Source organism: Streptomyces sp. NPDC055140 (assembly GCF_053607285.1).
Map to the genome: position 1 here is coordinate 1 of NZ_JBSGTG010000040.1, position 24,884 is coordinate 24,884.

Genomic DNA, 24,884 nt, shown 5'->3' on the forward strand with positions numbered 1-24,884 from the left:
CGTCCATGTGCTGCCGGAGCACGTCTGGGCGAGGGCGGGCACGCAGACCAGCAGCCTCATGCTGACCAGCCCGCGCCCCGCGTCCCCCAACAGCACCTGGACCGCCGAGCCCGTGGGCCTGGTCATGCCCACCGCCGACCTCTCGGAGGCCGACGCGTCCGACGAGGTCCGGCTGCCCGTGGTGACGCTGACCCCCGAAGGGATCGGCGGCCTCGCCCGCTTCCTCGCGCACGACAGCAAGGGCGGCTACACCGTGCGCGTCCTGGACCGCACGCCCGGCGACGAGACCGCCGTCGCGCGCAGGCCCGCCGCCACGCTGCCCGCCGACGTCCAGGTCAAGACCGTGCGGGCCCAGCTCTCCCCCACCGCCTACCACCTGGCCCGCCTCTCCGCGGCCGTCCCGCTCAACCTCGACGTGCTGCGCCTGCTCCAGGAGGGGCTGATCCCCGGGGCGCGGAACTGGCACGTGGCGGAGCTGCTCCTGAGCGGGCTGCTGCGGCGCACGGAGGCCGAGCCGGGCGAGGCCGCCGGGCCGGGCGTCGAGCTCGAATTCGGCGACGGCGTGCGGCGGGAGCTGCTCTCGGACGGGACGCGCGGCGAGACGGCCCGCGCGCTGATGCTCGCCTTGGACCATTTGGCGGTCGCCGTACCGGCGTACGGGGAAGGCGTCGCCCTTCTGCGCGAGCCGGATCGCGCGCGGAGTGTCTCCATGGAAGGTTTACGGCCATGGATTTCGTCTATTCTGCCCGCTTTCGCGGCCATGGCCGGACCACATGCCACCGCCGCCAGAGAGCTTGAGGCACGCCTCGACGAACCTCCACCTCCGGCGGCCACAACCTCCGGAGAACCCAGTCAGTTAGGCGGTGGGGCCGAGCCCACCGCCCTGCCAGACACCGGCAACGAGGAAAGGGTCGAAGAAGTGAGCGGCTTGCAGTCCACCCAGGCCGGGTCAAGGGGTGACGCGCTGCAGAAGCCGCCCCCCGTCTGGGGCAACGTCCCTCCCCGAAACCGTGCCTTCACCGGCCGGGTCCAGCTCCTGGACGACCTGCACCACAGGCTCCAGGAAGGAACCACGGCGGTACTCCCCGAGGCGCTCCAGGGCATGGGCGGCGTCGGGAAGTCCCAGCTCGCGGTCGAGTACGTGTACCGGCATCTGCACGAGTACCAGATCGTGTGGTGGATCCCCGCCGAACAGCCGCAGCAGATCCGGCAGTTCCTCGTCCAGCTGGCCAACCGACTCGGTCTGAACGTCGGCAGCGGCGAGGCGAACACAGCGGTGCCGGCCGTCATCGAGGCCCTGCGCGTCGGCGAGCCGTTCAAGAACTGGCTCCTCATCTTCGACAACGCGGAAGATCCGGAATCCGTGCGGGAGTTCTTCCCGACCAACGGGCCGGGCCGCATCCTCGTCACCTCACGGAACTCGCAGTGGGCCTCGTCGGCGCGCCCCCTGGAGGTCGACGTGTTCACCCGCGAGGAAAGCCGTTCGCTGCTCCAGATGAGAGCACCGAACCTGGACAACGCGACCGCGGACCGGCTCGCCGAGACCCTGGGCGACCTGCCGCTCGGCATCGAGCAGGCCGCCGTATGGCTGGCCGAGACGGGCATGCCCGCGGACGAGTACCTGCGCATGTTCGAGCAGCAGGCCAACGAGCTGATGGTCAGCGACCCGCCGGTGGACTATCCGCTGTCCGTCGCCGCCGCCTGGAACGTGTCCCTGGACCGGCTGCGCAAGAACCACCCCGCGGCTCTTCAACTCCTGCAGATGTGTGCCTTCTTCGCGCCCGAGCCGATCTCCCGGCGCCTGCTCACCGGCGTCCGCGACGCCCCCGTGCCCCCGGAGCTCGGCGCGGCACTCAGTGACCCGATCCGGCTCGGCCGCGCCATCCGCGAGATCAACCGCTACGCGCTGGCGCGCATCAACCACAACACCAACACCATCCAGCTGCACCGCCTGGTCCAGCGCGTCCTCATCAACCAGATGGCGGAGCCGCTGAAGTCGCAGATGCGCGCCGGCGCCCACCGCCTGCTCGCCAGGGACGACGCCGGTGAGCCCAACAAGTCCCACCGGTGGCAGCAGTACGGCGACCTGCTGCCGCACGTCCTCAACAGCAGGGCCGTCGAGTCGACGGACCCGTGGGTGAGGCAACTCGTCCTGAACGAGGTCCAGTACATGTACTACTGGGGCGACCACCAGGGCTCCCTGGACCTGGCCAAGGAGACGTACACCACCTGGCGCGAGGCCGACGGGGACACCGCCGAGCACGTCCTCAACGCGGCCCGGATCTACACGAACTCCCTGCGCATCCTGGGCCGCTATTCGGAGGCGTACGAACTCGACCAGCGGACGCTGTCCGGGATGACCGAGGTCCTCGGCCCCGAGCACGAGTCGACGATCGACATCACCAGCATGCTCGCCTGGGACCTGCGGCTGCGCGGCGACTTCCAGGCGGCGCTCGAACTCGACAAGCACGCCTTCGAGACCTGCGAGCGCCTCTTCGGGCCCAACGACCCGTCGACCCTCCTCAGTGCCCACCGGCACGCGCTGAACCTGCGGTTCATCGGGCACTTCCGGGCGGCGCTCTCGCTCGACCGCATGACGCACAGCCGCAAGGTCGCGGAGCTCGGCGAGAACGCGGTGTCGACGCTGTCGACCATGGCGTCGGTGACGTTCGACCTCCAGGAGGGCGGCGAGTACCTGGCGGCCCGCGACCAGGCGCGCGACGTCGAGGAGCGCTTCCGCAACACCGTCGGTGACACCCACCCGGACACGATCTCCGCGACGCGGATCCTGTCGGTGGCCGAGCGGCGCGCCGGCCAGCATGCCCTGGCCCTGGAGCTGTCCGGCCGGTCTCTCGTCATGTTCCGGACCCGCTACGGCGACCTGTACCCGCAGACGGTGAACGCGCTCGCCTCGCACGCCATCGACGTACGGCACAGCGGCGACCTCGCCCGCGCACTCGAACTCGGGCAGGAGGGGTACGAGGGGTACGAGGCGCTGCTCGGCCCGCGGCATCCGCACACCGTTGCGGGACGCGTCAACCACGCGATCTGTCTGCGCCTGGCCGGGCGGACCGAGGAGGCCCGCGCGAGCAACGTGGAATCACGGGAGCAGCTGATCGAGCTGATCGGCGAGCAACACCCCAACACCCTTTCCTGCACCTCGAATCTCGTCGCCGACCTGTTCGAACTCGGCGAGATGCAGGCGTCGGTGGAGCTCGCCACGAGGGCGCTCGACCTGTGCCGCACCCAGCTCGGCGAGGACCACCCGATCACCCTCGCCACGGCCCTCAACCTCTCGCTCGGGCTCCGGCAGCTGCGGCGGGACCACGAGGCGGACGAGCTGTACGCCGACACGGCCGAGCGCTACGGACGCACCCTCGGCGAGGACCACCCGGCGACCACGGCGGCCGCGGAGGGCAAGCCCGCGAACTGCGACATCGACCCGCTGCTGATGTGACGCCGCCGATGTGACGTCGGCGGTATCGACATGACCCCGCCCGGGACACTTCCGGGCGGGGTCAGCGCTGTGGCACGTCCGTCGCGGGCTGTGTGGTGAGCCCGGGGATCCGCGCCGTCCAGCGGGCCAGTTCCAGCGGGTCGGGCGTCCGCGCGCCGCGGGCCCGCTCGTCCAGGGCGAGCGCCCGCATCAGCTCGGGCCGGTGCAGCAGGACCGTGGCCGGTGTGCCCTCGCCGGACGCCTCCAGGGCGAGACCGAGGCCGACCCAGGCCGGGCGGGTGCCGGGAGCGCCGGCCAGGACGGCGCGGTAGCGGTCAACGGCCCGCGCCGCGTTCGCCGGCCCGCCGCGCAGGAGGCACATGTCCGCTTCCAGGAGATCCGGGGACCGTTCCCGGCCGGACAGCCGCGCTCGAGTGTCCGGGGTGAACGTTCCTGCATCGGCGAGGTGCAACCGCCGTAGTTCACAGCGGAGTTCGGGCAGACGCGGCGGCGCGTCCACGCACAGCCGGGACGGCGGGGCGGTCGCCTCTTCGCCGCGGCCGCCGCCGAGCCGGAGGTCGGTGAGCAGACGGGTGGCGGCCGGGTCGGGCGCGAGGTTGTGGCTGCACCACGTGGCCCGCAGATCGGCGAGTTCGGCTTGCGCCGGGGCGAGGGCCTCGGCCGGTACGTCGTCGTCGGCCCACGGAGCGGCCTGGCGCGCCATCCCGTCGACGAACCGGCGGCCCCACGGGGTGAGCCCGGACTGGGCGGCCAGCGTGCGCAGGGCGATGGCCACCGCGTCGCGCCACACGGCGAACTCGAAGTGCGCGAGGGAGGCCCGGGGTCCGGTCAGGGCGTGCCGTTCGGTGCGCCAGAAGTCGGCGACGCCGGTGAACGCGTACGTGCCGTGCAGCAGGCCCCACGGCGGGCGCGGGTCGGTGCGCCAGGGCGCGTAGAGCAGCGTGTCCTGCCGTGGAGTGCGCGCCGCCCTGTCGACGAGCTGGATCTGGTGACTGAGGGCGTTGAGCGCGGAGTGCCGTGACTCGTGGACAAGGGTGACCGCGAAGTCGACGGCGTCGCGCGGCACGGAGACGAGGACGCTGCCGAACGCCTCGGCGTACGAGGCACTGGAGGTGCGGAAGCGGGGCATGCCGGGCAGGGGCACGAGCGAGTTCAGGACGAGCGGCACCGTGCGGGCCGCGTCCGGGTGCCGGGCCCTGAGCAGGTGCGCCGCGTCGTGCAGATGCCGCTGCCAGGTGTCCGACTCGGCGTCGGTGAGCGGGGCCGGGGGCGGCCAGGGGGACCGGAAGTCGCGGTAGGGGTCGGCGTCGTCGAGGAGGACGCCCGGGCCCGGCTCGCGCGGGGTCCAGCTCAGCAGGCGCGCGGGGTGCCAGCCGGGAGCGGGCAGGTGGGGGACGGCGGGCAGTCCGAGGGTGTGCGGACCGAGCGTGACGCGGGTGGTGCCGCGCCCGTCCGTCTCCAGCGTGGCGACGTCGTGGTCGCCCGGGGCGTCGTCCAGAACAGCGTGACCGACCGTCGGCAGGATCACCTTGCCCGCCCACGCGGGCACGCGGACCAGCGCGGGAAGGCCCGCCCGCAGCGCGGCCGCCGCGGCGAGCGCGTGCGCGTAGCCGGCCTCACGCCACAACGGGGGTTCTTCGGGCCGGGGCTCGACGCCGCCCCGCAGCCGCCCGAGCAGGCGGACCGCCCAGACGCCGACCGGCGGGTGCCCGAGCACGCTCGCCACGGCCTGCGGATCGAGGGCCTCCGCGCGGGCCAGCAGCTCGAAGGCGTGCGCCAGCGGGGGCAGTGGCCCTTCGCCCTCGTCCGCCCCGCGTTCCGCCTCCGCGGCGGCCAGGGCCCGCAGCATGAGCATGCGGCGGCTGCGCTCCGCCGCCGCGATACGGGTCCCGGTGGGTGCGGTGATGCGGCCGGTGGCGATGGCCTCCAGGTCGGCGACCGGCACATGGTGCCGTGTCAGCACGGCAGGGCAGGCCGGTCGGGGTCGTCGGGCAGGTCGCACGGGGAGGCCGACTCGGACGGCGCCGGCGGCCCGTGTTCGTGCCGTGGCTCCTGGGGGGACGTGCCGTTGTGCCGTCGCGCGCTGAAGTACGGGTTCTCGCCGCCACCGCCCACGACCTGCCCGACGGCGTCCTCCGTCAGATGTTCGAGCAGCGCGTGCTGTGCCTCCGCCACCAGCGGGTCCCTCAGTGCCATGGCCTCCTGGAGGCCCCAACGGCTGAGATCGACAAGTCCGGTCTCGATGTCAGTCGTAGAAGTCCTCACGTCAAACTTCCCCCTGTCGGCTCCCGCTCGCGGCCCCGCGGCGCAGACCCACCTCCTTCCCATAGTGGCCCGTGGTCAGCCGCGCCGAAAGGGGCTCCGGTGGCCATCAAGGCTTGAATTGTTCGATTCACGGCCGGGGGAGGCGGCATCCGGTGCCGCGGAACGCCGTTGACCGGGTGTTCGACTGGCGTGTCCCATGGGGCCATTGATGCGTTCTGGAGATACGTGTCCCCGGCTCGGCCACATACGCGGTTCCTCCCGTCGCCGGGGCACGGTTTCTGACGGTCCGGCATGGACTTCCCGGCGCCCGTTGTCACGCAGCCGCGCCGGACGACCCCCCATCCGCACCCGTGCGGACCCTCCCGGCTCGCGCACCCCGCGAGGTGCCCGCAGGGTGCGGAGATGTGACCCAGCAGCAACTCGGCCCGGCCCCCGCCACCGTCCCCGTCGCGGAGCCCGGCGCCGGACCACGTTCCCGCCCGACCCGGCTCAGGGCCGCCGCTCCCCTGCTCACCGCGCTCGGCCTGTTCGCCGCGGTCCGGCTCGCCGGTGTCGTCGCGATGGCGGTCGCCGCCTCGCTGACCGGGAAGCGTTCCGGCGCCCTGCTCGGCCGGTCCTGGGACTCGCTCTGGTACCTCAGGATCGCCGCGAACGGCTACGGCCGCTCCATCCACTACAAACCGGGCATCATCTTCAACGACCTCGCGTTCTTCCCGCTCTACCCCGGCCTGGTCCGCGCGGTGCAGACCGTGCTCCCGCTCAGCGGCGGCGCCACGGGGATACTCATCGCCTGGACCGCGTCCCTGGCCGCGGCGGCCGGGATCTACGCGATCGGGGTGCGCCTGCACTCCCGGCCGGTCGCCGTCTTCCTGGTCCTGCTGTGGGGGCTGCTGCCGCACTCCGTGATCCTCACGATGGCGTACACCGAGCCGCTGCTCACCGCCTTCGCCGCCTGGTCCCTGTACGCGGTCCTGACCGGCCGGTGGATCTGGGCGGGCACGCTCGCCTCGCTGGCCGGGGTGTCCCGCCCCAACGGCTTCGCGGTCGCCGCCGCGGTCCTCGTCACGGCGGCGTACGAGGTGATCCGCAAGCGCGGCAGAAACGTTTCCCACAGGCTGTGGACAGGCGCCGCGATCGCCCCGCTCGGCTGGACCGGCTACGTCCTGTGGGTCGGCGTCCAAAGAGGCGACCCGCTCGGCGGCTACTTCACCGTGCAGCGGAACTGGGGCTCGAGCTTCGACTTCGGCGTCGGCGCGCTGCGCGTCGTACGGCATCTGCTGCTCAAGGGCGACCGCTTCGTCTTCCCCGTGACGCTCTTGATCGTCGCCGCCGCGGTGCTGCTGTTCGCGCTGCTCATCGCCGAGCGGGCGGCCCCGCTGCCGCTCATCGTCTACAGCGGCGTACTCCTGCTCATCGCGCTCGGCGGCGCGGGCTTCTTCCCGTCCAAGCCGCGCTTCCTGCTGCCCGCGTTCCCGCTGCTGCTGCCGCTGGCCCTCGCGCTGGCGCGAACGGCGAAAGCCCGGCCGCGCAGCGCCCTCCTGGTGATGGGCGCCCTGGCCGGGCTCTCACTTGCGTACGGGACGTATCTGGTCGCGTTCGCGCACAGGCCCCTGTGATCAGTTGCTGACGTGCCTACTCGTCGTCGGACGGCTTCTCGTCGTCGGACGGCTTCTCGTCGTCGGCGGCGGAGTCCACGGCCTGCTCCAGGCCGAGCTGCTCGACCAGCCAGCGGTCGAACTCGATGGCGGCGCGCACCCAGCTGACCGTCGACGAAACGAAGTGCTCCAGGCTGACACCCGTGCCGATGAGCATCTGCGCCTCACCGATGAGGCGGACCGTGCCGTCGTCGTGGGTGTGGCTGTAGACCTTGGGCCACAGGGTGCGGCGGTTCCAGTCGTCGATGGTCTCGAGGAGCGCCGGCTTGGTCTCGAGGTCGTGCGGGCGGTCGTAGAACGTCCGCACCGAGAAGACCTGCTGGTCGTCCTCGCCGCGGAACATGAAGTAGGTGCGGAACTCCTCCCACGGAGCCGCGAGGTCACCCTCTTCGTCGAGGACGTACTTGAGCTCCATCTGCTCCAGGAGCTGCTTGACGAGGTCCTGGTCGGGGACGACGGGGCCCGCCGGTCCTGAGCCCTGCGGCTGCTGGGGCTGTCCCCCGAAATTCGGAATCGAGGACGGGTCGATGCTCACGTGCTTGGTCCCTTCGTACGGATTCCGCCATCCTCTCCCATGCCGGGTGGGAAGTGACAACCCCCAACCGGTTGGATCGGACCGAGTTCCTGCCCCGGTGTGGCCGGATCACCCTGGCAGAGCAGCGGCCCTGCAGCTCGTCTCGCCGAGCGGCAGGGCCCCGACCCGGTCCGGCATCGGTGTTCGCCTCGCGTTACAGCGTCTTTCCGGTGGCCGGGCCCACGCTCAGGCCGTCCCCGGAGGTGTCCACGCGGACCGTGTCGCCGTCGGTGACCTCGCCGGAGAGGATCTCCTTCGCGAGCCGGTCGCCGATCGCGGTCTGTACGAGGCGGCGCAGCGGCCGCGCGCCGTACGCGGGGTCGTTGCCCTCGTCGGCGAGCCAGGCCAGGGCCGCGTCGGAGACGTCCAGGGTGAGCCGCCGCTCGGCGAGCCGCTTCGCGAGCCTGCCGATCTGCAGCTTCGCGATCCGCTCCAGCTCCTCCTTGTTCAGCGCGGAGAAGACGACGAGGTCGTCGAGCCGGTTGAGGAACTCGGGCTTGAACGACGCCCGTACGACCTCCAGGACCTGCTGCTTCTTCTGCTCCTCACTCGCCGTCGGCTCCACCAGGCTGTGTCCGCTCAAGAACTGACTGCCCAGGTTCGAGGTGAGTACGAGGATCGTGTTGCGGAAGTCGACCGTGCGGCCCTGGCCGTCCGTGAGGCGGCCGTCGTCGAGCACCTGGAGCAGGATGTCGAAGACCTCCGGGTGCGCCTTTTCGACCTCGTCGAGCAGGACGACGCTGTACGGGCGCCTGCGCACCGCCTCGGTGAGCTGACCGCCCTCCTCGTACCCGACGTAGCCGGGAGGGGCGCCGACGAGACGCGCCACGGAGTGCTTCTCGCCGTACTCGCTCATGTCGATGCGGATCATGGCCCGCTCGTCGTCGAACAGGAAGTCGGCGAGCGCCTTGGCCAGTTCGGTCTTGCCGACGCCGGTCGGGCCGAGGAACAGGAAGGAACCGGTCGGCCGGTCGGGGTCTGCGATCCCGGCGCGGGTGCGGCGCACGGCGTCGGACACCGCCCGCACGGCCTCGGTCTGCCCGATCAGGCGTTTGCCGAGCTCGTCCTCCATGCGCAGCAGCTTCTGCGTCTCGCCCTCCAGGAGCCGCCCGGCCGGGATGCCGGTCCAGGCCGCCACCACGTCCGCGATGTCGTCCGGGCCGACCTGGTCCTTGACCATCGTGTCGGCCTTGGACGCCTCCTCCTCTTCCTCTGTGGCGGCCTCCAAGTCCCTTTCCAGGGTGGGGATCTCGCCGTAGAGAAGCTTGGAGGCGGTGTCGAAGTCGCCGTCGCGCTGGGCGCGCTCGGCCTGGCCGCGCAGCTCGTCGAGCTTCTCCTTCAGCTCACCGACGCGGTTGAGGGACTGCTTCTCCTTCTCCCAGCGGGCGGTGAGGCCGCGCAGCTCCTCCTCCTTGTCGGCGAGGTCGCGCCGCAGCTTCTCCAGGCGCTGCTTGCTGGCCGGATCCGTCTCCTTGGAGAGGGCCAGCTCCTCCATCCTCAGCCGGTCGACGGCGCGCTGGAGCTCGTCGATCTCGACGGGCGACGAGTCGATCTCCATGCGCAGCCGGGACGCGGCCTCGTCCACGAGGTCGATGGCCTTGTCCGGCAGGAAGCGGGAGGTGATGTACCGGTCGGAGAGCGACGCGGCGGCGACGAGCGCGCTGTCGGCGATCTGGACCTTGTGGTGGGCCTCGTACCGGCCCTTGAGCCCGCGCAGGATCGCGATCGAGTCCTCGACCGTCGGCTCGGCGACCAGCACCTGCTGGAAGCGGCGCTCCAGGGCCGGGTCCTTCTCGATCCGCTCGCGGTACTCGTCGAGCGTGGTCGCGCCGACCATGCGCAGCTCGCCGCGCGCGAGCATCGGCTTCAGCATGTTGCCCGCGTCCATGGACGAGTCGCCGCCCGCGCCGGCCCCGACGACCGTGTGCAGCTCGTCGATGAAGGTGATGACCTGCCCGTCGCTCTCCTTGATCTCGGAGAGGACGGTCTTGAGGCGCTCCTCGAACTCGCCGCGGTACTTCGCGCCGGCGACCATCGCGCCCAGGTCCAGCGAGACGAGCCGCTTGTCCTTGAGCGACTCCGGCACGTCCCCCTTCACGATGCGCTGGGCGAGCCCCTCGACGACGGCGGTCTTGCCGACGCCGGGCTCACCGATCAGGACGGGGTTGTTCTTCGTACGGCGGGACAGCACCTGCACCACACGCCGGATCTCCTGATCGCGCCCGATGACGGGGTCGAGCTTGCCCTCGCGCGCGGCGGCGGTGAAATCGGTGCCGAACTTCTCCAGGGCCTTGTACTGGCCCTCGGGGTCGGGTGTGGTCACCCGGCGCCCTCCCCTGCTCTTCTCGAAGGCGGCGAGCAGCTTCTTGGCGCTCGCCCCCTGTTCCGTCAGTACGTCGGCGACAGTGCCGCCCTTCGCGGCGATGCCGATGAGCAGATGCTCGGTGGAGAGGTAGTCATCCCCGAGCTCCTTGGCGCGCTGCGCCGCGTCGGCGATGACCGCCAGCAGGTCCCGGTTGGGTCCGGGCGGCGCGACGGTCGAGCCGGTCACGCTGGGCAGCGCGCCGAGGACACGCTCGGCCCCGGACCGCACGGCGGCCTGATCGGCCTCGACGGCCGTCAGCAGGTCCGTGATGTTCTCGTTGTCCTGGCCCTCAAGGAGTGCCAGGAGCAGATGCGCGGGGGTCAGATCCGCGTGCCCTCCGGACACGGCCCGACTGGTGGCCGCGTTGATCGCGTCCCGGCTCCGGTTCGTCAGCTCGGCGTCCACGTGCGCACTCTCCTCCTTGCGTCTGCCTCTCCAGCACACTGACCCTGTCAGCATACACAAAGTTGAGTCGATTCCACTCAAGGATGCGGGGCGGGTGCCCCCCGGCGGGATATGTCCTTGAACGGGGATATCTTCCGGGGCATGGCCAAGCGGAACGACCCCCTGAACCCCGACCCGACCTTCCTCGGCTTCTGGCGGGAACGGCACCTGTGCACGCTGACGACCCTGCGCCCCGACGGCACCCCGCACGTGGTGCCGGTCGGTGTCACGTACGACCCCGAGGCGGGTCTCGCGCGGGTGATCGCGAACAAGTCGAGCGCGAAGGTGTCGCACGTGCTCGCGGGGTCCGGGGCAGAGGGGGGCGGGGCCCGGGTCGCGGTCTGCCAGGTCGACGGCCGGCGCTGGGCGACCCTTGAGGGGCTCGCGGTGGTCCGTACGGAGCCGGACCGCGTCGCGGAGGCGGTACGCCGGTACGCGGAGCGCTACGAGCGCGTGCCCGCGCCGAACCCGGACCGGGTCGCCATCGAGATCACTCTGACGCGGGCGACGGGCAACGGGTCCCCGTCGTGACGGCCGCACAAAGCTGCAGCGGCGCCACCGTGTTCAGGTCCACGGTGACGCCGCTGCGGGGGGGAAGCACCTGCGCGATCTACAACGACGGGGGAATCGCGTCAGGCACTGCGGGGGGTGGCTGAGGTGGTACGCGGAACTTCCGGTCCCGCCTCCCGGACCAGCTGGTGGTCACGCTGGTCTAGGTTGACGAAGACCATTCCGTATCTGACGGCACACCGCACGGGCTGCGGGGCGCCCCGAGGGCGGCGAAGACACCGGTAGGCCCGGATCTCCTCGTCGTCGAACTCGTCCCGCACGACGACGATCGGCTCGCCGAACAGGGTGACCATCAACGAATCGCCGCGATGAGGAATCGCCGTGGCGAGGTCGATGAAATGCCACCCGGACCGGTAGGCGGTCGCCATCTCACGGCGAAATGTTCTGTCGTCGGGCGGAGTGGTCATGCGGCCGCGTCCACGGGAGCGACACTCCAGGAAAGATCCGGAGGCGCGATGTTCTTGCCGGCGGACACGTGAGTGGCGGGTGTGCCACTCCAGGAGAGGTCCTGGGTGCTGAGCACACCGAAAGCCAAACCGGCGGAGAAGGCAACAGCCATCACCGAGCGAAGCATTCTCTTGCACATAGTGGGCTTCGTCCTCACTTCCATGGCTTCTCTCCCCCGACTCACTAGACGATGGCTCATTCGGCCATCCAAACACCACAGGATCGATGCATCATGTTCCTGCACGTTCAGGACCCTGGGGGGTGGATCTATGACCATGAATGACGCACATCGGACACATCCTCATGCCACGACTGAACTGTGCGACGAGGGCAGGCGGTTGTACGCCAGTGCTCTGCGTTCCGGACGCATCGCCCGAAGCGAAGTGACGGCCGCTCCCTGCCTGATGGATTTCGCCCTTCTCCACCCAGACCCGGATGACGCCGGCTGGCTCCGCCCGGTTCCTCCCGCCGCCGCCCTGGCACAGCGCCTCCACCCCATCGAACGGGAAATCCAGGAGCGAAGAAGCCTGGCGGTCGAACTGACCGATTACTTCGAGCCATTCATGGCCATCAGCGCGCAGGATCTGCCCACCACGCACGCCGTCACCGTGCTCGAAGGAATCAACAGGATCAATTCGGCCATCGAACTCGCCATCGCCGAGTGCCAGTCCGAGATCCTCACGGTCCAGCCCGGCGGCGGGCGCAGCGAGCACTCCCTGACGGAGGCACTCGAGCGGGGCCAGGCGGTCATCGCGCGCGGCATCACCATGCGCACGCTCTACCAGCACACGGCCCGGCACAGTCAGGGAACTCTCGTGTACGCCGAGCACATGGCCAAGGGCAACGTGGAGATACGCACCCTCGAGGAACTCATAGAGCGGCTGATGGTCTTCGACCGGACCGTCGCGTTCATACCGGTCCCCGGAGACCATCCGGTCGCCCTGGAACTCCGCCATCCGGGCCTCGTCGAATACCTGGCCAAGGTCTTCGAGCAACTGTGGCGCCGCGCGGTCCCCCTCCTGGAGGAGACCCCCTACGCGCCCCCGACCGACGGCATCACCGGGGTCCAGCGGTCGATCGCCAAGCTGCTGATCGAAGGCCACGTGGACGAGGCGATCGCCCGCCGCCTGGGCATGAACGTGCGCACCTGCAGAGCCCACATCGCCAAACTCGCGGCCGCGCTGGGCAGCGGAAGCCGCGCGCAACTCGGCTTTCTGATAGCGCAGTCGGGAATCCTCGACCAGGATCACTGAATGTCGACCGAGGAGAGCCACACGTGACCGCCGAGGCCCACACTCACGGAGCCGAGGAGTTGTGCGCCGCCGGTACGGCGCTCTACTCCCGGGCCCTGCGCGAGGGCCGTGTGAAAGACGAGGACGCCGCGGCCGTGCCGTGCCTCCTCGACTTCGGGCTGCTGCGCGCGGATCCGGACGACTCCCGGTGGCAGCGCCCCGTGCCGCCCTCCGTGGCCCTGCCGGGGCTGCTGGGGGGTATCGAGGACGAGATCGCGCACCAGCGGCACCGCGAGGCGAAACTGGCCAAGGCGTTCGCACCGCTCATGGCGCTCGACGCCGAGCGGGCGTCCTTCCAGAACTCGCCGATGATCCATGTGCTGTTGGGGTTCCAGCGGATCAACGACGCCATCGGCGAAGCCAGCGCAGTCGCCACCCAGGAGCTCCTCACCATCCAGCCCGGGGGCGGGCGCCCTCCCGCCGGCCTTGCCGCGGCCCGCCCGATCGAGCAGGAACTCCTGGCCCGGGGATGCCGGATGCGTACCCTCTACCAGCACACCTCGCGGCATTCCCCCGCCGTGCTGGCCCACTACGAACAGCTGCGCGGCGACGTGGCGGTCCGCACCCTCGACGAGGTCACCGAGCGCCTCGTCCTGCTCGACCGGACCGTCGCGTTCATCCCGGCCAACACGGACCGCACCGTGGCCCTGGAGATACGCCACCCCGCCCTCATTTCCTACCTCATGACGACGTTCGAGCGGCTGTGGCGACTGGCCACCCCCATGTTCCCCGTAGCCGCGCAACAGCCCCCGGCGAAGGGCGGCGTCACCTCCCGCCAGCTCACCATCGCCGCCCTCCTCATCGAGGGCCACACCGACGCCGTCATCGCCGAACGCCTCGGCATGAACATCCGTACCGTCCGCGTCCACATCGCCAAGCTCGCCAGCACGCTCGGCAGCGACAGCCGGGCCCAACTGGGCTATCTCATCGGCCAGTCCGGGATGCTGGAACGAGAACCGGAACAGGGACCGGAACCGGAACCGGAACCGGGCGAGAGTCACTGATCTTCCCGGAAGGCCACCACGCCCAAAACGATCTCCGTACAACCAACTCCCGCCCCTGCACGTCCAACTCCCGTCCCCGCACCTCACCCCAGGGAGAGACGCTCACCATGCAGGCAGCCCAGGCCACCCGTGCACCACAGGCCTCTCAGGAACCGTTCGCCGGTCGCAGACGGCGGCGGCACGCCTCGCTCGCCCTCATCGCCGGCGCCGTCCTGGCGCTCGGTTCCGTCGCTCCCGCGAGCGCCGACGAGCAGGAGACGGACGCCCTCTGGATCGCTGCGCCGTACGACCTCGTCCTGCCGACCGCCGACGCGCAGGGCAACGCGGTCGGCAACACCGTCGACGTGAAGCTCGGCCACGACAACACGCACAACACCATCACCGGCGGCACGCTCACCGTCGACGCGACCGAGCTCGCGAACGTGGCCGACGTGACCTGGCCCTCGGACTGCGTCCCGGCCGCCGACGCGCTCACGGCGACCTGCGACTTCGGTTCGCTGAACACCGGCCCGTACGAGACCGTCGCCGAGATCGGCCTGCGCGCCAAGTCCGGGGCCCCCGCGGACGCCACCGGCACGCTGCACCTCACCGCCGACGCGGACAGCTCGTTCGGCCCGCTCACCGGCTACCCCGCCGACACGCAGATCAGCCTGGGCGACGGCCCCGACCTCGGCGTGAACCAGCTCCCGTACCGCACCGGCGTCCAGCCCGGCACGGACCTCGCGCAGCCGATCCGGCTGACGAACCACGGCAACCGGACCGCCGACCGCACCCTCCTGACCCTCTTCGCCTCGCACGGCCTGGACCTCGAGCAGCGCTTCGGCAACTGCACCTACCTGGACGCCGACGCCACGACCAACCAGAGCGGCACCACCGCCGTCTGCGTGCTCGACCAGCCCGTCGAGCCGGGGCAGGAGTACGACCTGTCGGCGGCCGGCGCGGTCCGTGCGACGGACGCGGCGCTGTACGAACGGTTCGACTACTCGGTCGACCCGTACTCGGACGAGGCGTACCAGCAGGCGATCTCCGGGCGGCCGTTCGTGCAGGGGACGGGGGACGACCTCGTCCCCGCCGCCGTTCCCGCGGCCCGCGCGCTGAGCGCCGCGGCCGAGCCCGACCTGAACACCGGTGACAACTACCGCTCCACGCAGATCACGGCCACGAACAAGGCCGACCTCATCGCCCTCGCGAGCGACATCACGTCCGCCGCGCCCGGTGACACGGTCAAGGCCCGCGTCGGGGTGAAGAACCGCGGCCCGGCGTGGGTGGCCTCGCTCGGCGCGGGCGCCTCCGTCGCCACCCTCGACGTGCGCTTCCCGGAGGGCACGACCGTCACCGCCGCGCCCGCCGGCTGCGACCAGGCAGGACCGAACCGCTACACGTGCCGGACCCCGATCCTGCTGTGGGAGAAGGCCCGTTCCACGTTCGACTTCACCCTGCGCGTCGACAGCGTCGTGCCGGGCGGCGCGACGGGTTCGGTCGCGACGCGGAACGACGACCCGGAGCTGCGCATCTCGGCGTTCGATCCCCAACTGGCCAACAACACGGCCGAGTTCACGCTGTCAGGCAGCTGATCCGACGCGGCGCCCCGAGGTCCGGGGCGCCGCGCACCCGGCCGGAGGCTACTTGAGCCCGATCCGCGCGCAGTCCGCCGCGTACTTGGCCGTGCAGATGTCCCCGGCCTTGTAGATCCCGTCCCTGACCACCGTCGACTTGATGTTGCTCTGCGTCATCGGGACGACCTGGACCAGGAGCGACGGCACATTGGGGGTGGTGGGGCTGTCGACGCGGTCCTTCGCGAGCGCGTCGAACTCGATGCCGCGCTGCTGCGCGATGAGGACCGCCATCTGCGCGGCGGTGGAGGCCTCTTCGGGATACGGCTTGTAGACCGTCATGTACTGGTCGCCCGTCACGATGCGCTGGACGGCGGCGAGTTCGGCGTCCTGGCCGGTCACCGGCGGGAGGTGGGTGACACCGGCGGCCTTGAGAGCGGTGATGATGCCGCCCGCCATTCCGTCGTTCGCGGAGTAGACACCGGCGATGTTCTGCGCGCCGACGGCCTGAATGGCGACCGCCATGTTGGCCCGCGCGTTCTCCGGCTTCCAGTCCTTGGTGTCGTACGACTTCGAGATCGTCACCTGGTCCTTGAGCTCGGCCAGGGCGCCGTCCTTGTAGAGCGCGGCGTTCGGGTCGGTGACCGAGCCGTTCATCATGACGATCCGGCTGTTCTTGGAGGCCTTGCTGCCCAGGGCCTTGAGGAGCGCCATGCCCTGCACATGGCCGACCTGGTCGCTGTCGAACGACACATAGCCGTCGACGGGGCCCTCGGCCAGGCGGTCGTAGGCGATGACGGGGATGCCCGCGTCCTTGGCCTTCTTGACCGATCCCGCGATGGACCTGGAGTCGACCGCGTCGAGGATCAGCACGTCGACCCGGTCGCCGATCATCTGGTCGACCTGTCTCTCCTGGCGCTTCGCGTTCTGTTCCGCGTTGGCGTAGAGGACCCGGCCCTTGCCGCTGGTGAGGTCCTCGACCTCCTTCTTGATGTGCGGATAGTCGAACTTCTCGTAGCGCGCCGTCTCCTTCTCCGGCAAGAGGACGCCGATCTTCAGGTCCTGGTTCTGCCGGGCGGACGCCTTGCCCGCGGAGTCGTTCGACGGCTCGATCCAGCTGCTCCCGCACCCGGTGAGGGAGAGGGCCATGGCGGACGCCGCGCCGACAAGGGCGGCGCGCTTCGTACGCGGATTCACTTTCGGTACCTCCCTGACGTGACCGCGTCGTTGCGGCCGAGGTGGCTGGAAGCCAACTCCGCCCAACACGCAGCGTCAAGAGGTGAATCCCTAACGAGACGAAAACGGGTCCGTGCCTTCCGGAGGTGAATCCGGGCGTACCCGAGGTAACCCCAGTAGCCGCACCAGCCCCGGCCCGTGCGGCCCTGTCGCCCCCATCCACCCGGTGAGCAAACTCACGATTCAGCCACGTCTTCGCCACGTCTTGTTCGCTCGGTCTTCACCCGAGCGCCGCGTCGCGGTCCGCATCACGCCCCCGCATCAACCGCCTGAACTCGTACAACCAACCGAGACCCTCGGATGTCTTGATCGTCATGACATCCGCCAGACCCTCAAGTGCTCCGCGCGGCCGCCGCTCCGCGCGAGCGCTCTCCGCGACCGTGGTGGCGGCCACCGCCGGGAGCCTGATCACCGTCGCGGCCCCGGCCGCCGAGGCCGCGGTCACGTGCGCCTCGCCTGTCTTCAAGCGGCAGTTCTTCGCGAACACGACGTTCTCCGGCACGCCGAAGAAGACCGACTGCGACTCGACGATCGACCAGAACTGGGGCACGGGCGCACCCGCGACCGGCCTGCCGAGCAACTACTTCGGCGTCCGATGGACCGTGACCCGCGACTTCGGCTCGGGCGGCCCGTTCGCCCTGCCCGTCGAGACCCGCGACGGCATCCGCGTCTACGTCGACGACGTGCGCAAGGTCGACATCTGGAAGAACGTCTCGACGACGCAGACCAAGACGGTCAACGTCACGATCCCCGCCGGGAAGCACACGCTGCGGATCGACTTCGTCAACTGGACGGGCTCGGCCAACGTCAAGTTCGCCTACGCACCCCGCACTTCGGCGACCGTCGACACGACGAAACCCCTCGTCCCGACCGCTCCCGTACTCACGTACACGTCCTCGTACCAGGCGAAGCTCAGCTGGTCGGCGAACAAGGAGATGGACCTCGCCGGATACCGCGTCTACCGGCGCCTCAAGTCCGGCACGTACCCGGCCACGCCCCTCGCCACGACCACGTCGACCTCGTTCACGGACACCACGGTCCCCGCGACGGGCGACACGTACGCCTACGAGGTCCGCGCCTACGACAAGGCGGGCAATGCCTCGGCCGGCACCGCCGACCAGTACGTCACCACCGCCGACCGCACCGGCCCCGCCGCACCGACGGCCCTCACCGCCCACGGCGACCTGCCCGGCATGGTCATCGACTGGAAGCCCGTCGCGGACGCCACCGCCTACGAGCTGTACGAGAAGTCGGCCACGACCGGCGCGTACACGCTCCTGAAGCGGCAGAGCGGCACGTCGTACATCCACTACGTGAGCGCCGACGCCACCCGGCACACCTACGCGGTGCGCGCCTTCGACGCGGCCGGCAACGCGAGCGCCTATTCGGCGACCGTCACCTCGGACGGCATCGACCGCACGGCACCCGCCGCGCCCACGTCTCTCAAGGCGACGGTCGACCCCAGTCAGGTGGGCCTCGCCTGGGAGACGCCCGAGCACCCCATGCGCGACGAGATCGACAACGGGGCGCGCTTCGTCGTCTACCGCTCGGCGGGCACCTCGCTCGGCGCCGACCCGGTGCGGATCGACTGCGCGAACGAGACGACGACTCTGACGGACGGCAACATGTACGCGATCCGTTGCGACGACCGCACCGCGCGGCTCGACACCGTCTACACGTACGGCGTCGCCGTGCGCGACGGCGAGGGCAACGAGTCGGCCGTGTCGAACACGGTCACGGTGACGACCTCCGACCGCGTTCCGCCGCGCCCGGTCACCGGCCTCGAGGCCACGCCCCGCGGCGACGGCACGCTCCTGAGCTGGGACAAGCCCGCTGCGGACGAGGACATCGTGGCGTACCACGCGCAGCGCGGAGTCCGCCAGGCCGACGGCACCGTCAAGTGGCAGGGCCCGTACCTCCCCTGCGTGGACGGCAAGGACGACCCGCTGGCGATCCTGTGCATCGGCGTCCCCGACGGCGAGACCTACGTCTACGCGGTGACCGCCGAGGACCAGTGGGGCAACGAACTGCCCGTCACCAGCCCCTCCGTCCCCAACGTCACCAGCACGGAGCTCAGCCTGGAACCGGCGGACGCGGTCGGCAGCGACCCGGGCCCGATCGCCGGTGGCGGCGGCTGGCAGGCCTCCGAGAACATCTCGGGCGCGTACTGGCGCTGCACGGACCCGGTGGCGTGCGCGGACATCAAGGAGTTCCGCATCAGCCGCTGGAACCAGCAGACGGGCACGTACGAACTCCTGGCCACGGTCCCGTCCGACGGCGGCACGACGTCGCAGTACTACAGGGACGAGACCCAGCCGCTGGGCGAGACGTCGTTCTACCAGGTCACCGGCGTCAGGGCCGACGGCACGACGACCGCGGCGGGCCACCCGTGGACGGTCCGGCCGGACCTGGTCTGACGCCACACATGAATGAAGGGGCTGCGAGGTTTTCGCCTTCCGGCCCCTTCATTCACGTCTACGTCAGTCGCGCGCGTACAGCTCGTACAGCTGAAGGAAGAAGTCATCGTTCAGCGGCGGAGCCGAAGGCAACTGCCTCAACATCGCCACCGCCCGCGACGGAACGATCCGCTTCCGCGAGAGCGACGCCCCGGACACGGTCATGACCGCCGACCCGGACCAACTCGCCCTGCTGATACGGCAGATCAAACTCCGGGCCGGCACACAGCCGCGCTAACGGAGAGGTGGACCACCGCGGAGGCGACGGCGTACGTCACCAGGAGCCCCCTCCGCCGCCTCCACCCCCGCCGCCGACCGAATAACTGCCGCCGGAGCTGGAACCCGAGCTCGAACTGGAGCCGGAGGAACCGCTGGAGGACGGGGGCCTGGTGGTCGAGGCGACCGCTGAGAGCATCGCCACAGCCATCAGCGGACGGTACAGCGGCACCCCAGAGGGCCGGTTCCGGGACGGAGAGGGCGGCGGTGCCGTCGACTCGGAAACCGCCTGGGACCAGCGGTCGGCCACGCCCAGGGCCACTGCCCAGGCGGTGTAGCGGTCGACCACACCCGCGTCGGCCGCCTCCTCCACGTGCCGGGCGCCGGCCCCGGCCAGATAGCGGCGGAAGGATTCCAGACGCAGCCACAGCGCGGTGCCCCCGGGGGTGCGGACCCGCAGCTCCTTGCTCCAGGCGACCAGCGCGACACCCGCGCCCGCCACGGCCGCGCCGATCGGAAGCAGCACCGACCAGTACCCGTGCGGATGGCCCGCGGCCACACCGGCGACGACAACGGCGGCCAGGCCGGCAAGCGCGCAGGCCAGGCCCGCGATCGCGACGCGGGTCCGGAGCCTGGCCCGGCCCGCCACCCACAGCTCACCGCTGTCGCGCCACTGCCTCAGCTGGTCCGCGATCTTGTACCAGGCCATGGTGAATTGTTTGTCGTAGAAGCCGCCGAGCAGCAGCGAGTCGCGGCCGGCGAACGCCTGGTCCAGCACCTCCCGGACGGCGCGATCGGTGCGCTCGACCTCCTCCCGCGACGGGCGGGTGAGGGTGGGGAACGACTCGTTGTCGTCCAGGACGAGGAACCCGCCGTTCGCGGCGCTCAGCAGCCATGCCACTTGGTGCCGGGGCGCGATGTCCTCGTCGAGCAGGACGCCACCCTGTGCCGGGGTCAGCTCCTCGGGCGGCGACGACGTCTCTGATACCAGGGAGGCGAGCCGCGTGATGTCGATGCGGCGTACGGCTTCGGTCGCCCCCGGAGACGAGCCCGGCAACGCGTCGGCCGCGATCCGCTCGCGCCCTGCTAGTTGCGTCAACCACCCTGCCACCAGCCCGGCAACCAGGGCGATTCCGGCGGCGGACAGCCCGACCAGCAGCGGATCGGGCCGGTGGGTGGCGAGGACCGGGCCGGACGGCTCGGCCGGAGACGGCGGCGCGGTGGCGAGGCGGCCGGCGGAGTTGGCGTACAGCGTGGCGCCGCGGTGCGCGTCGAGCGTGTCGAAGCCGAGCGTGAGGTGACCGGGCTGGGGCCGGCCGGCCGGGCAGGGGTGCTGGGAGCCGTGCCGGCCGCTGACGCAGTGGATGTCGCGGAAGACGAAAGCCCCGGTCACATGGATCTCCACACGCCTGAGCGACACCTGCCACCCGGTGCCGACCGCGTTCCAGGCGAGCTTCCCGCCCGGCGCGATGTCCTCCAGCTCGTACTGGATCCGGTAGCGGTGAGTGCCGGTGATCTCGTGGTGGGCATCGCCGATGAGGACACGGGTCTCGTCGTCGTCGCCCATGTAGGGCTGCACGTCGTACGGGACGGGTTTGCCGTCCATGGTGACGCTGACCTTTGCCTCGCCGGGCAGGCCGGGGACGTCCCGGAAGATGCCGTGCCGGTCGTGGTGCCCGAAGTCGTAGTCGATCACCTCGGTGATGCGGGCCCCGCCGTCGGTGGACAGCTCTGCCTCGGACCACATCCGGTTGACGCGCTCGGTGCTCGACAGGACCGCGATCAACGCCGCGATCCCTCCCAGTACGAGCGCGGTGACGACCACGACCACCGCGTTCCGGCGCCGTCGTCTGCGTACCGAGTCCGCCGTGGTGCCACCTCTGCCGCCGCTCACGGCGCCCCCCATGTCCCGGCCCGAACTTCCTTGTTGCTCATGCCCGCGCCATGCCCGCGGAACGTAGCGCCGACGGCCCCCAACTCGCGTGGCGCATCAGGGAGTTAGCGCTACAGATCACAGGATCGCAGCCACGACGATGGAGAGGTAGACCACCGGGTAGGCCGCGGTGAGCAAGCTGATGGGGAGGCCGAGGAGGACGTACGCGAGGAAGAGCAGCGCTCGGACAACGAGCCCGGCCCGGGCGCTTACGCGCTTCGGGGCGCAGGGATCGTACGTCACCTCGATCCGCTCCGGGTCGGCAGCGACGAGCTTGCCTCCACCCCGCGTACGCGTAACGGGCCCCGCCCCGCACCAGGAGGCCCGGCGCGCACCCCATGCGCGCCGGTCCTCCGTCGCCCCCTGACTTCACCAACTCACCTACTTGGAGCACCTCATGGCCGGATTCAACGTCAACGCCGCCCGCGCCCAGCGCCTCGAAGCGCTCGGCCGCGCCTGGACCTTCGAGCTCGACGACGACTCGTTCGAGCTGCCTACCGAACTCAGCCGCGCCGTCGCGCGCAAGCTCCGCGACCTCGACGACAACGACGTCGACGGACTCCTGCGACTCCTCCTCGGCGAGCAGCAGTTCACCCGCTTCGAGCGGCACGACGTCACGATGCAGGACATCGCCGCGATCCTGGAGGCCTACGGCAAGGAGACGGGGCTGGGCCTGGGGGAAGACTGAGCCTCGACGCGCTCGTCGAAGAGCACGCCGAGGCCATCGAGGCCGATCTGCTGCGCCACTACGGCGTGGACCTGCTGGACTGGTACCGGGGGCGGCTGTCGTCGCGGCGGCTCGCGGTGCTGGTACGCCACATGCCGCGGGACAGCGCCCTCACCCGGGAACTGCAAGGCGAGGCCGCCGAGTGGGGGGTGACGGACCACCTGCTGGCCCATGCTGTGGATCAACTCCGCGAGGGGAACTGGATGTTCGCCACCGTCAACAGGGATGAGGAGGCGGAATCTCTGGAGTTTCCCGAGCCGCTGCCCCGACCGGGTGCCCAGGACACGGAGCCCGTCGCGCCGGCCGATGAACTCGACGGCCGGGGATCCATGGGGATACCGACCTCGGACCAGCTGGCCAAATTCTTCGGCGCCGGCTGACGACACCGACTTCAAGCGCGTGCTTTCCGCCATTTCCTGAACCCACGGGTGATCGACCTTGGGGTCCAGTAGGTGTTCAGATGTGCCCAAATATTTGGCGCCACCCCTCCCCGCTTGAGGTCGCCTCGCCCCCAGAAGTCATGGTGATCGATATCGGCGGCGTCACCGAAGAACTGCCAAAATATATCAGGCCTATCCAGTTTGATGACGGCACGGACGAGCTCTTTGAGGCCACGACCCCAGTCGAGTCCAAAAATGACGAAGTGATCACCTTTGGTCGACATCGTGCTTCGATGGATCTCGTCCACGACCAGGCCGGGAAGAGCGCGACCATGACAGTCGTCCTCGACCCCAAAGTGCTCCTCGAATTTATTCACAGGGGTCGGATCATCAAATATGCCGCGTGGCGCGCTCGGTCGAACCGCCCAGTCGTTCACCCATTGATCGAGATCTTTTGAGCTCACTTCCGTGTGAACGACCACCGACTCGGACCCCTTTTGTTGGCTCGATACGCCGTACAAGATCACGTCTACGATTCCGCCTCCGTCGACCCTGTCAGCCGCCGCGAGGGCCTTCTTGACCTTTCGGGCAATTGAACTGAATCGCCGAGGCTCGAAGTACCACGCCTGACTAATGGGGAGCACAATCATTACACGCACACTGCCAGCAGCCATGCAGCGCAATGTAGCACTAAGTCCACGACCTGGAGCGCGACTTGAGCACACCAGCGGAGAAGAAGCTCGACAAACTTTCCGATCGGCTCGATACGAGTGAGTCGGACATCAAGAAGCTCAAGGAGACCGCCAAACCCAAGTCGGTCTCCGTAACGGGCCTGACTGCAACCGCCGCGGCCATCAGCGCAAGCGCGGCAGCTTCCATAGCGGCCAGCATTTCCCTTTTCAAGATTGACGAAAAGGGCATTACCATCCTGGGTGCCACCAGGGAATTCAAGTGGCTCAACGTGCAGATCACCAAACTCCAAAAGAAAATCGAGAATGCAGAACAAAAAACCAAGCGAACCCGCGACGAGGCCGTCAAGGACAACATCGAAGACATAAAGCGGCTAGGGATTATGAGGGGTGACATTGAAGAACTAAAGACGCGCATGTCCCGCGCCGCCGCCGCCTCCCGCGCCGCCCTCGATGAAAGCCGAAGACTGGCAGCGGATCCCCGAAACCGCACCGATCGAGGGATCCACGCCAACCGCCCCCTGGTCCAAGGGGTCGCCAGTGACGTCAAGGCATTGGAGCGCGCCGTCAGCGTTCTCTCGGCCGCCTTCGCATAAGTGAGGTGAACCCATGAATCTGAAACAGGCAGTCGGTCAAGTCTCCTCCGGTCTCAGCGGTCTGCAAGGACGCCTCAACTCCACCGCGCGCGGCGTGAGCGCCCTGCAGCGCAGCGCCAGCGGTGCCGCCACTCCCATATCAAAGCTGAAGACCGGTGCGAGTCAGACGGCCTCCTCGCTCGCCAAGTCCAACACCTCCGCCGGCAAGTTCAAGACCTCCCTAGACCACCTCAAGTCCTCGTCCGGCAAGGCCAACACCGCCCTCCGTGACGTAAAACGCCAGTCCGACGCGGTCGAGAAGTCCGTCGGCAAGGCCGGCAAGTCCGCTTCCGGCGGCGGTAAGTCCATGGGCGGGCTCGGCAAGGGCCTCAAGGGTGCGACCCTCGCCCAGAAGGGCCTCAACACCGCCATGAAGGCCAACGCCTTCGGGCTGATCATGACGCTGCTCGCGCCGATCATCGGGCAGTTCATCAACATGGACAAGGTGTCGAAGGCCCTCGCCGCCGGCGTGAAGTGGGCCTGGAACGCCATCTCCGGGGCCATCAAGTCCCACGCCGGCCCCATCAAGGGCGTGATGAAGGGAATCGTCAACAGCTTCACCGCCCTGCCCCGCGCCTTCATCAGCGGCATCAACGCCATGATCGGCGGGCTCAACCGGGTCCACGTCAAGATCCCGGGCTGGGTCCCGGTCTTCGGCGGCAAGGAATTCGGGATCCACATCCCGCAGATCCCCAACATTCCGACCCTCGCCGAAGGCGGCGTCATCGGCGCCCGCGCCGGCGGTCGCCTCGCCGTCATCGGGGAAGGCGGCGAGGACGAAGCCGTCATCCCGCTGTCCAAGCTCAGCCGCATGCTCGGCCACCACCCGGGCGGTGGCGCCGCCCTGCACCGCCTCGCCGCCGCCGTCGAGGCGCTCGCCGACCGGCCCGTGCACGTACAGGTCGACTCGCAGACCATCGCCCGCGCCGTGTTCCTGGGGCAGCGGCAGCTCGCCCGCCGGTAGGGCCAACTTCCTGACCGTGCAC

At 69.9% G+C, this 24,884-nt stretch carries 21 protein-coding genes; 12 read left to right on the forward strand and 9 right to left on the reverse strand.

The window, feature by feature from the left end:
- Positions 1-3,457, forward strand: a 3,457-nt coding sequence (fxsT, locus tag ACWFR4_RS42035; protein WP_453656815.1) for an FxSxx-COOH system tetratricopeptide repeat protein, incomplete at its 5' end; no start/stop codon positions are given.
- A 61-nt stretch (positions 3,458-3,518) separates the two neighbouring features.
- Here fxsT and ACWFR4_RS42040 read toward each other — a convergent pair.
- Together ACWFR4_RS42040 and ACWFR4_RS42045 are read right to left on the reverse strand one after the other, a co-directional pair.
- Complete coding sequence (locus ACWFR4_RS42040; protein WP_453656816.1) at positions 3,519-5,420, reverse strand: HEXXH motif domain-containing protein; 1,902 nt, start codon at positions 5,418-5,420, stop codon at positions 3,519-3,521.
- Positions 5,414-5,722, reverse strand: coding sequence for a hypothetical protein (locus ACWFR4_RS42045; RefSeq protein ID WP_453656817.1), 309 nt, complete (start codon positions 5,720-5,722; stop codon positions 5,414-5,416). The genes ACWFR4_RS42040 and ACWFR4_RS42045 overlap by 7 nt, the downstream gene beginning before the upstream one ends.
- A 404-nt stretch (positions 5,723-6,126) precedes the next feature.
- Here ACWFR4_RS42045 and ACWFR4_RS42050 point away from each other — a divergent pair, with 404 nt between their 5' ends.
- On the forward strand, positions 6,127-7,338 hold the full coding sequence (locus ACWFR4_RS42050; protein WP_453462731.1) for a hypothetical protein: 1,212 nt from the start codon (positions 6,127-6,129) through the stop codon (positions 7,336-7,338).
- Between the two features lie 16 nt (positions 7,339-7,354).
- On the opposite strand, the gene ACWFR4_RS42055 is transcribed toward ACWFR4_RS42050, so the two are convergent.
- Entirely contained in the window at positions 7,355-7,912 is a 558-nt protein-coding gene (locus ACWFR4_RS42055; protein WP_453656818.1) for a YbjN domain-containing protein, read from the reverse strand.
- 193 nt (positions 7,913-8,105) lie between these two features.
- Positions 8,106-10,721, reverse strand: coding sequence for an ATP-dependent chaperone ClpB (gene clpB, locus ACWFR4_RS42060; protein ID WP_453465396.1), 2,616 nt, complete (start codon positions 10,719-10,721; stop codon positions 8,106-8,108).
- 141 nt (positions 10,722-10,862) lie between these two features.
- Here clpB and ACWFR4_RS42065 point away from each other — a divergent pair, with 141 nt between their 5' ends.
- Entirely contained in the window at positions 10,863-11,291 is a 429-nt protein-coding gene (locus ACWFR4_RS42065; protein ID WP_453465398.1) for a pyridoxamine 5'-phosphate oxidase family protein, read from the forward strand.
- Positions 11,292-11,392: 101 nt separating this feature from the next.
- On the opposite strand, the gene ACWFR4_RS42070 is transcribed toward ACWFR4_RS42065, so the two are convergent.
- A complete protein-coding gene (locus ACWFR4_RS42070) occupies positions 11,393-11,737 on the reverse strand; it encodes a Rieske (2Fe-2S) protein (RefSeq protein ID WP_116511838.1) in 345 nt (114 codons plus the stop codon).
- Positions 11,738-12,046: 309 nt separating this feature from the next.
- On the opposite strand from ACWFR4_RS42070, the gene ACWFR4_RS42075 reads away from it, so the two are divergent.
- The 3 genes from ACWFR4_RS42075 to ACWFR4_RS42085 all read left to right on the forward strand — a co-directional run bounded on the left by ACWFR4_RS42075 (position 12,047) and on the right by ACWFR4_RS42085 (position 15,647).
- A complete protein-coding gene (locus ACWFR4_RS42075) occupies positions 12,047-13,030 on the forward strand; it encodes a helix-turn-helix transcriptional regulator (protein WP_453465427.1) in 984 nt (327 codons plus the stop codon).
- Between the two features lie 23 nt (positions 13,031-13,053).
- A complete protein-coding gene (locus ACWFR4_RS42080; RefSeq protein ID WP_453656819.1) occupies positions 13,054-14,073 on the forward strand; it encodes a LuxR C-terminal-related transcriptional regulator in 1,020 nt (339 codons plus the stop codon).
- A 107-nt stretch (positions 14,074-14,180) separates the two neighbouring features.
- Positions 14,181-15,647, forward strand: a complete 1,467-nt coding sequence (locus tag ACWFR4_RS42085; protein ID WP_453656820.1) for a hypothetical protein — start codon at positions 14,181-14,183, stop codon at positions 15,645-15,647.
- Positions 15,648-15,695: 48 nt separating this feature from the next.
- Here the strand turns inward: ACWFR4_RS42085 and ACWFR4_RS42090 are convergent, their stop codons facing one another.
- Positions 15,696-16,823 (reverse strand): substrate-binding domain-containing protein, encoded by a 1,128-nt coding sequence (locus tag ACWFR4_RS42090; RefSeq protein WP_453656821.1) that lies wholly within the window; start codon positions 16,821-16,823, stop codon positions 15,696-15,698.
- A gap of 353 nt (positions 16,824-17,176) precedes the next feature.
- Between ACWFR4_RS42090 and ACWFR4_RS42095 the strand changes: the two genes are divergently transcribed.
- Positions 17,177-19,279 (forward strand): fibronectin type III domain-containing protein, encoded by a 2,103-nt coding sequence (locus tag ACWFR4_RS42095; RefSeq protein WP_453656822.1) that lies wholly within the window; start codon positions 17,177-17,179, stop codon positions 19,277-19,279.
- A 142-nt stretch (positions 19,280-19,421) separates the two neighbouring features.
- Entirely contained in the window at positions 19,422-19,556 is a 135-nt protein-coding gene (locus ACWFR4_RS42100) for a hypothetical protein (RefSeq protein WP_453656837.1), read from the forward strand.
- A gap of 36 nt (positions 19,557-19,592) precedes the next feature.
- On the opposite strand, the gene ACWFR4_RS42105 is transcribed toward ACWFR4_RS42100, so the two are convergent.
- Complete coding sequence (locus tag ACWFR4_RS42105; RefSeq protein WP_453656823.1) at positions 19,593-21,428, reverse strand: DUF2207 family protein; 1,836 nt, start codon at positions 21,426-21,428, stop codon at positions 19,593-19,595.
- A gap of 117 nt (positions 21,429-21,545) precedes the next feature.
- Complete coding sequence (locus tag ACWFR4_RS42110; protein ID WP_453656824.1) at positions 21,546-21,710, reverse strand: hypothetical protein; 165 nt, start codon at positions 21,708-21,710, stop codon at positions 21,546-21,548.
- Between the two features lie 154 nt (positions 21,711-21,864).
- Here ACWFR4_RS42110 and ACWFR4_RS42115 point away from each other — a divergent pair, with 154 nt between their 5' ends.
- Together ACWFR4_RS42115 and ACWFR4_RS42120 are read left to right on the forward strand one after the other, a co-directional pair.
- Positions 21,865-22,155 (forward strand): hypothetical protein, encoded by a 291-nt coding sequence (locus ACWFR4_RS42115; protein WP_453656825.1) that lies wholly within the window; start codon positions 21,865-21,867, stop codon positions 22,153-22,155.
- 65 nt (positions 22,156-22,220) lie between these two features.
- On the forward strand, positions 22,221-22,574 hold the full coding sequence (locus ACWFR4_RS42120) for a hypothetical protein (RefSeq protein ID WP_453465413.1): 354 nt from the start codon (positions 22,221-22,223) through the stop codon (positions 22,572-22,574).
- An 11-nt stretch (positions 22,575-22,585) separates the two neighbouring features.
- On the opposite strand, the gene ACWFR4_RS42125 is transcribed toward ACWFR4_RS42120, so the two are convergent.
- The gene (locus ACWFR4_RS42125) at positions 22,586-23,248 is read right to left on the reverse strand and encodes a hypothetical protein (protein ID WP_453656826.1); all 663 of its coding nucleotides are present in this window, start codon (positions 23,246-23,248) and stop codon (positions 22,586-22,588) included.
- 41 nt (positions 23,249-23,289) lie between these two features.
- Between ACWFR4_RS42125 and ACWFR4_RS42130 the strand changes: the two genes are divergently transcribed.
- Positions 23,290-23,859, forward strand: a complete 570-nt coding sequence (locus ACWFR4_RS42130; RefSeq protein ID WP_453465416.1) for a hypothetical protein — start codon at positions 23,290-23,292, stop codon at positions 23,857-23,859.
- 13 nt (positions 23,860-23,872) lie between these two features.
- Entirely contained in the window at positions 23,873-24,862 is a 990-nt protein-coding gene (locus ACWFR4_RS42135) for a hypothetical protein (protein WP_453656827.1), read from the forward strand.
- Positions 24,863-24,884 lie beyond the last annotated feature (22 nt).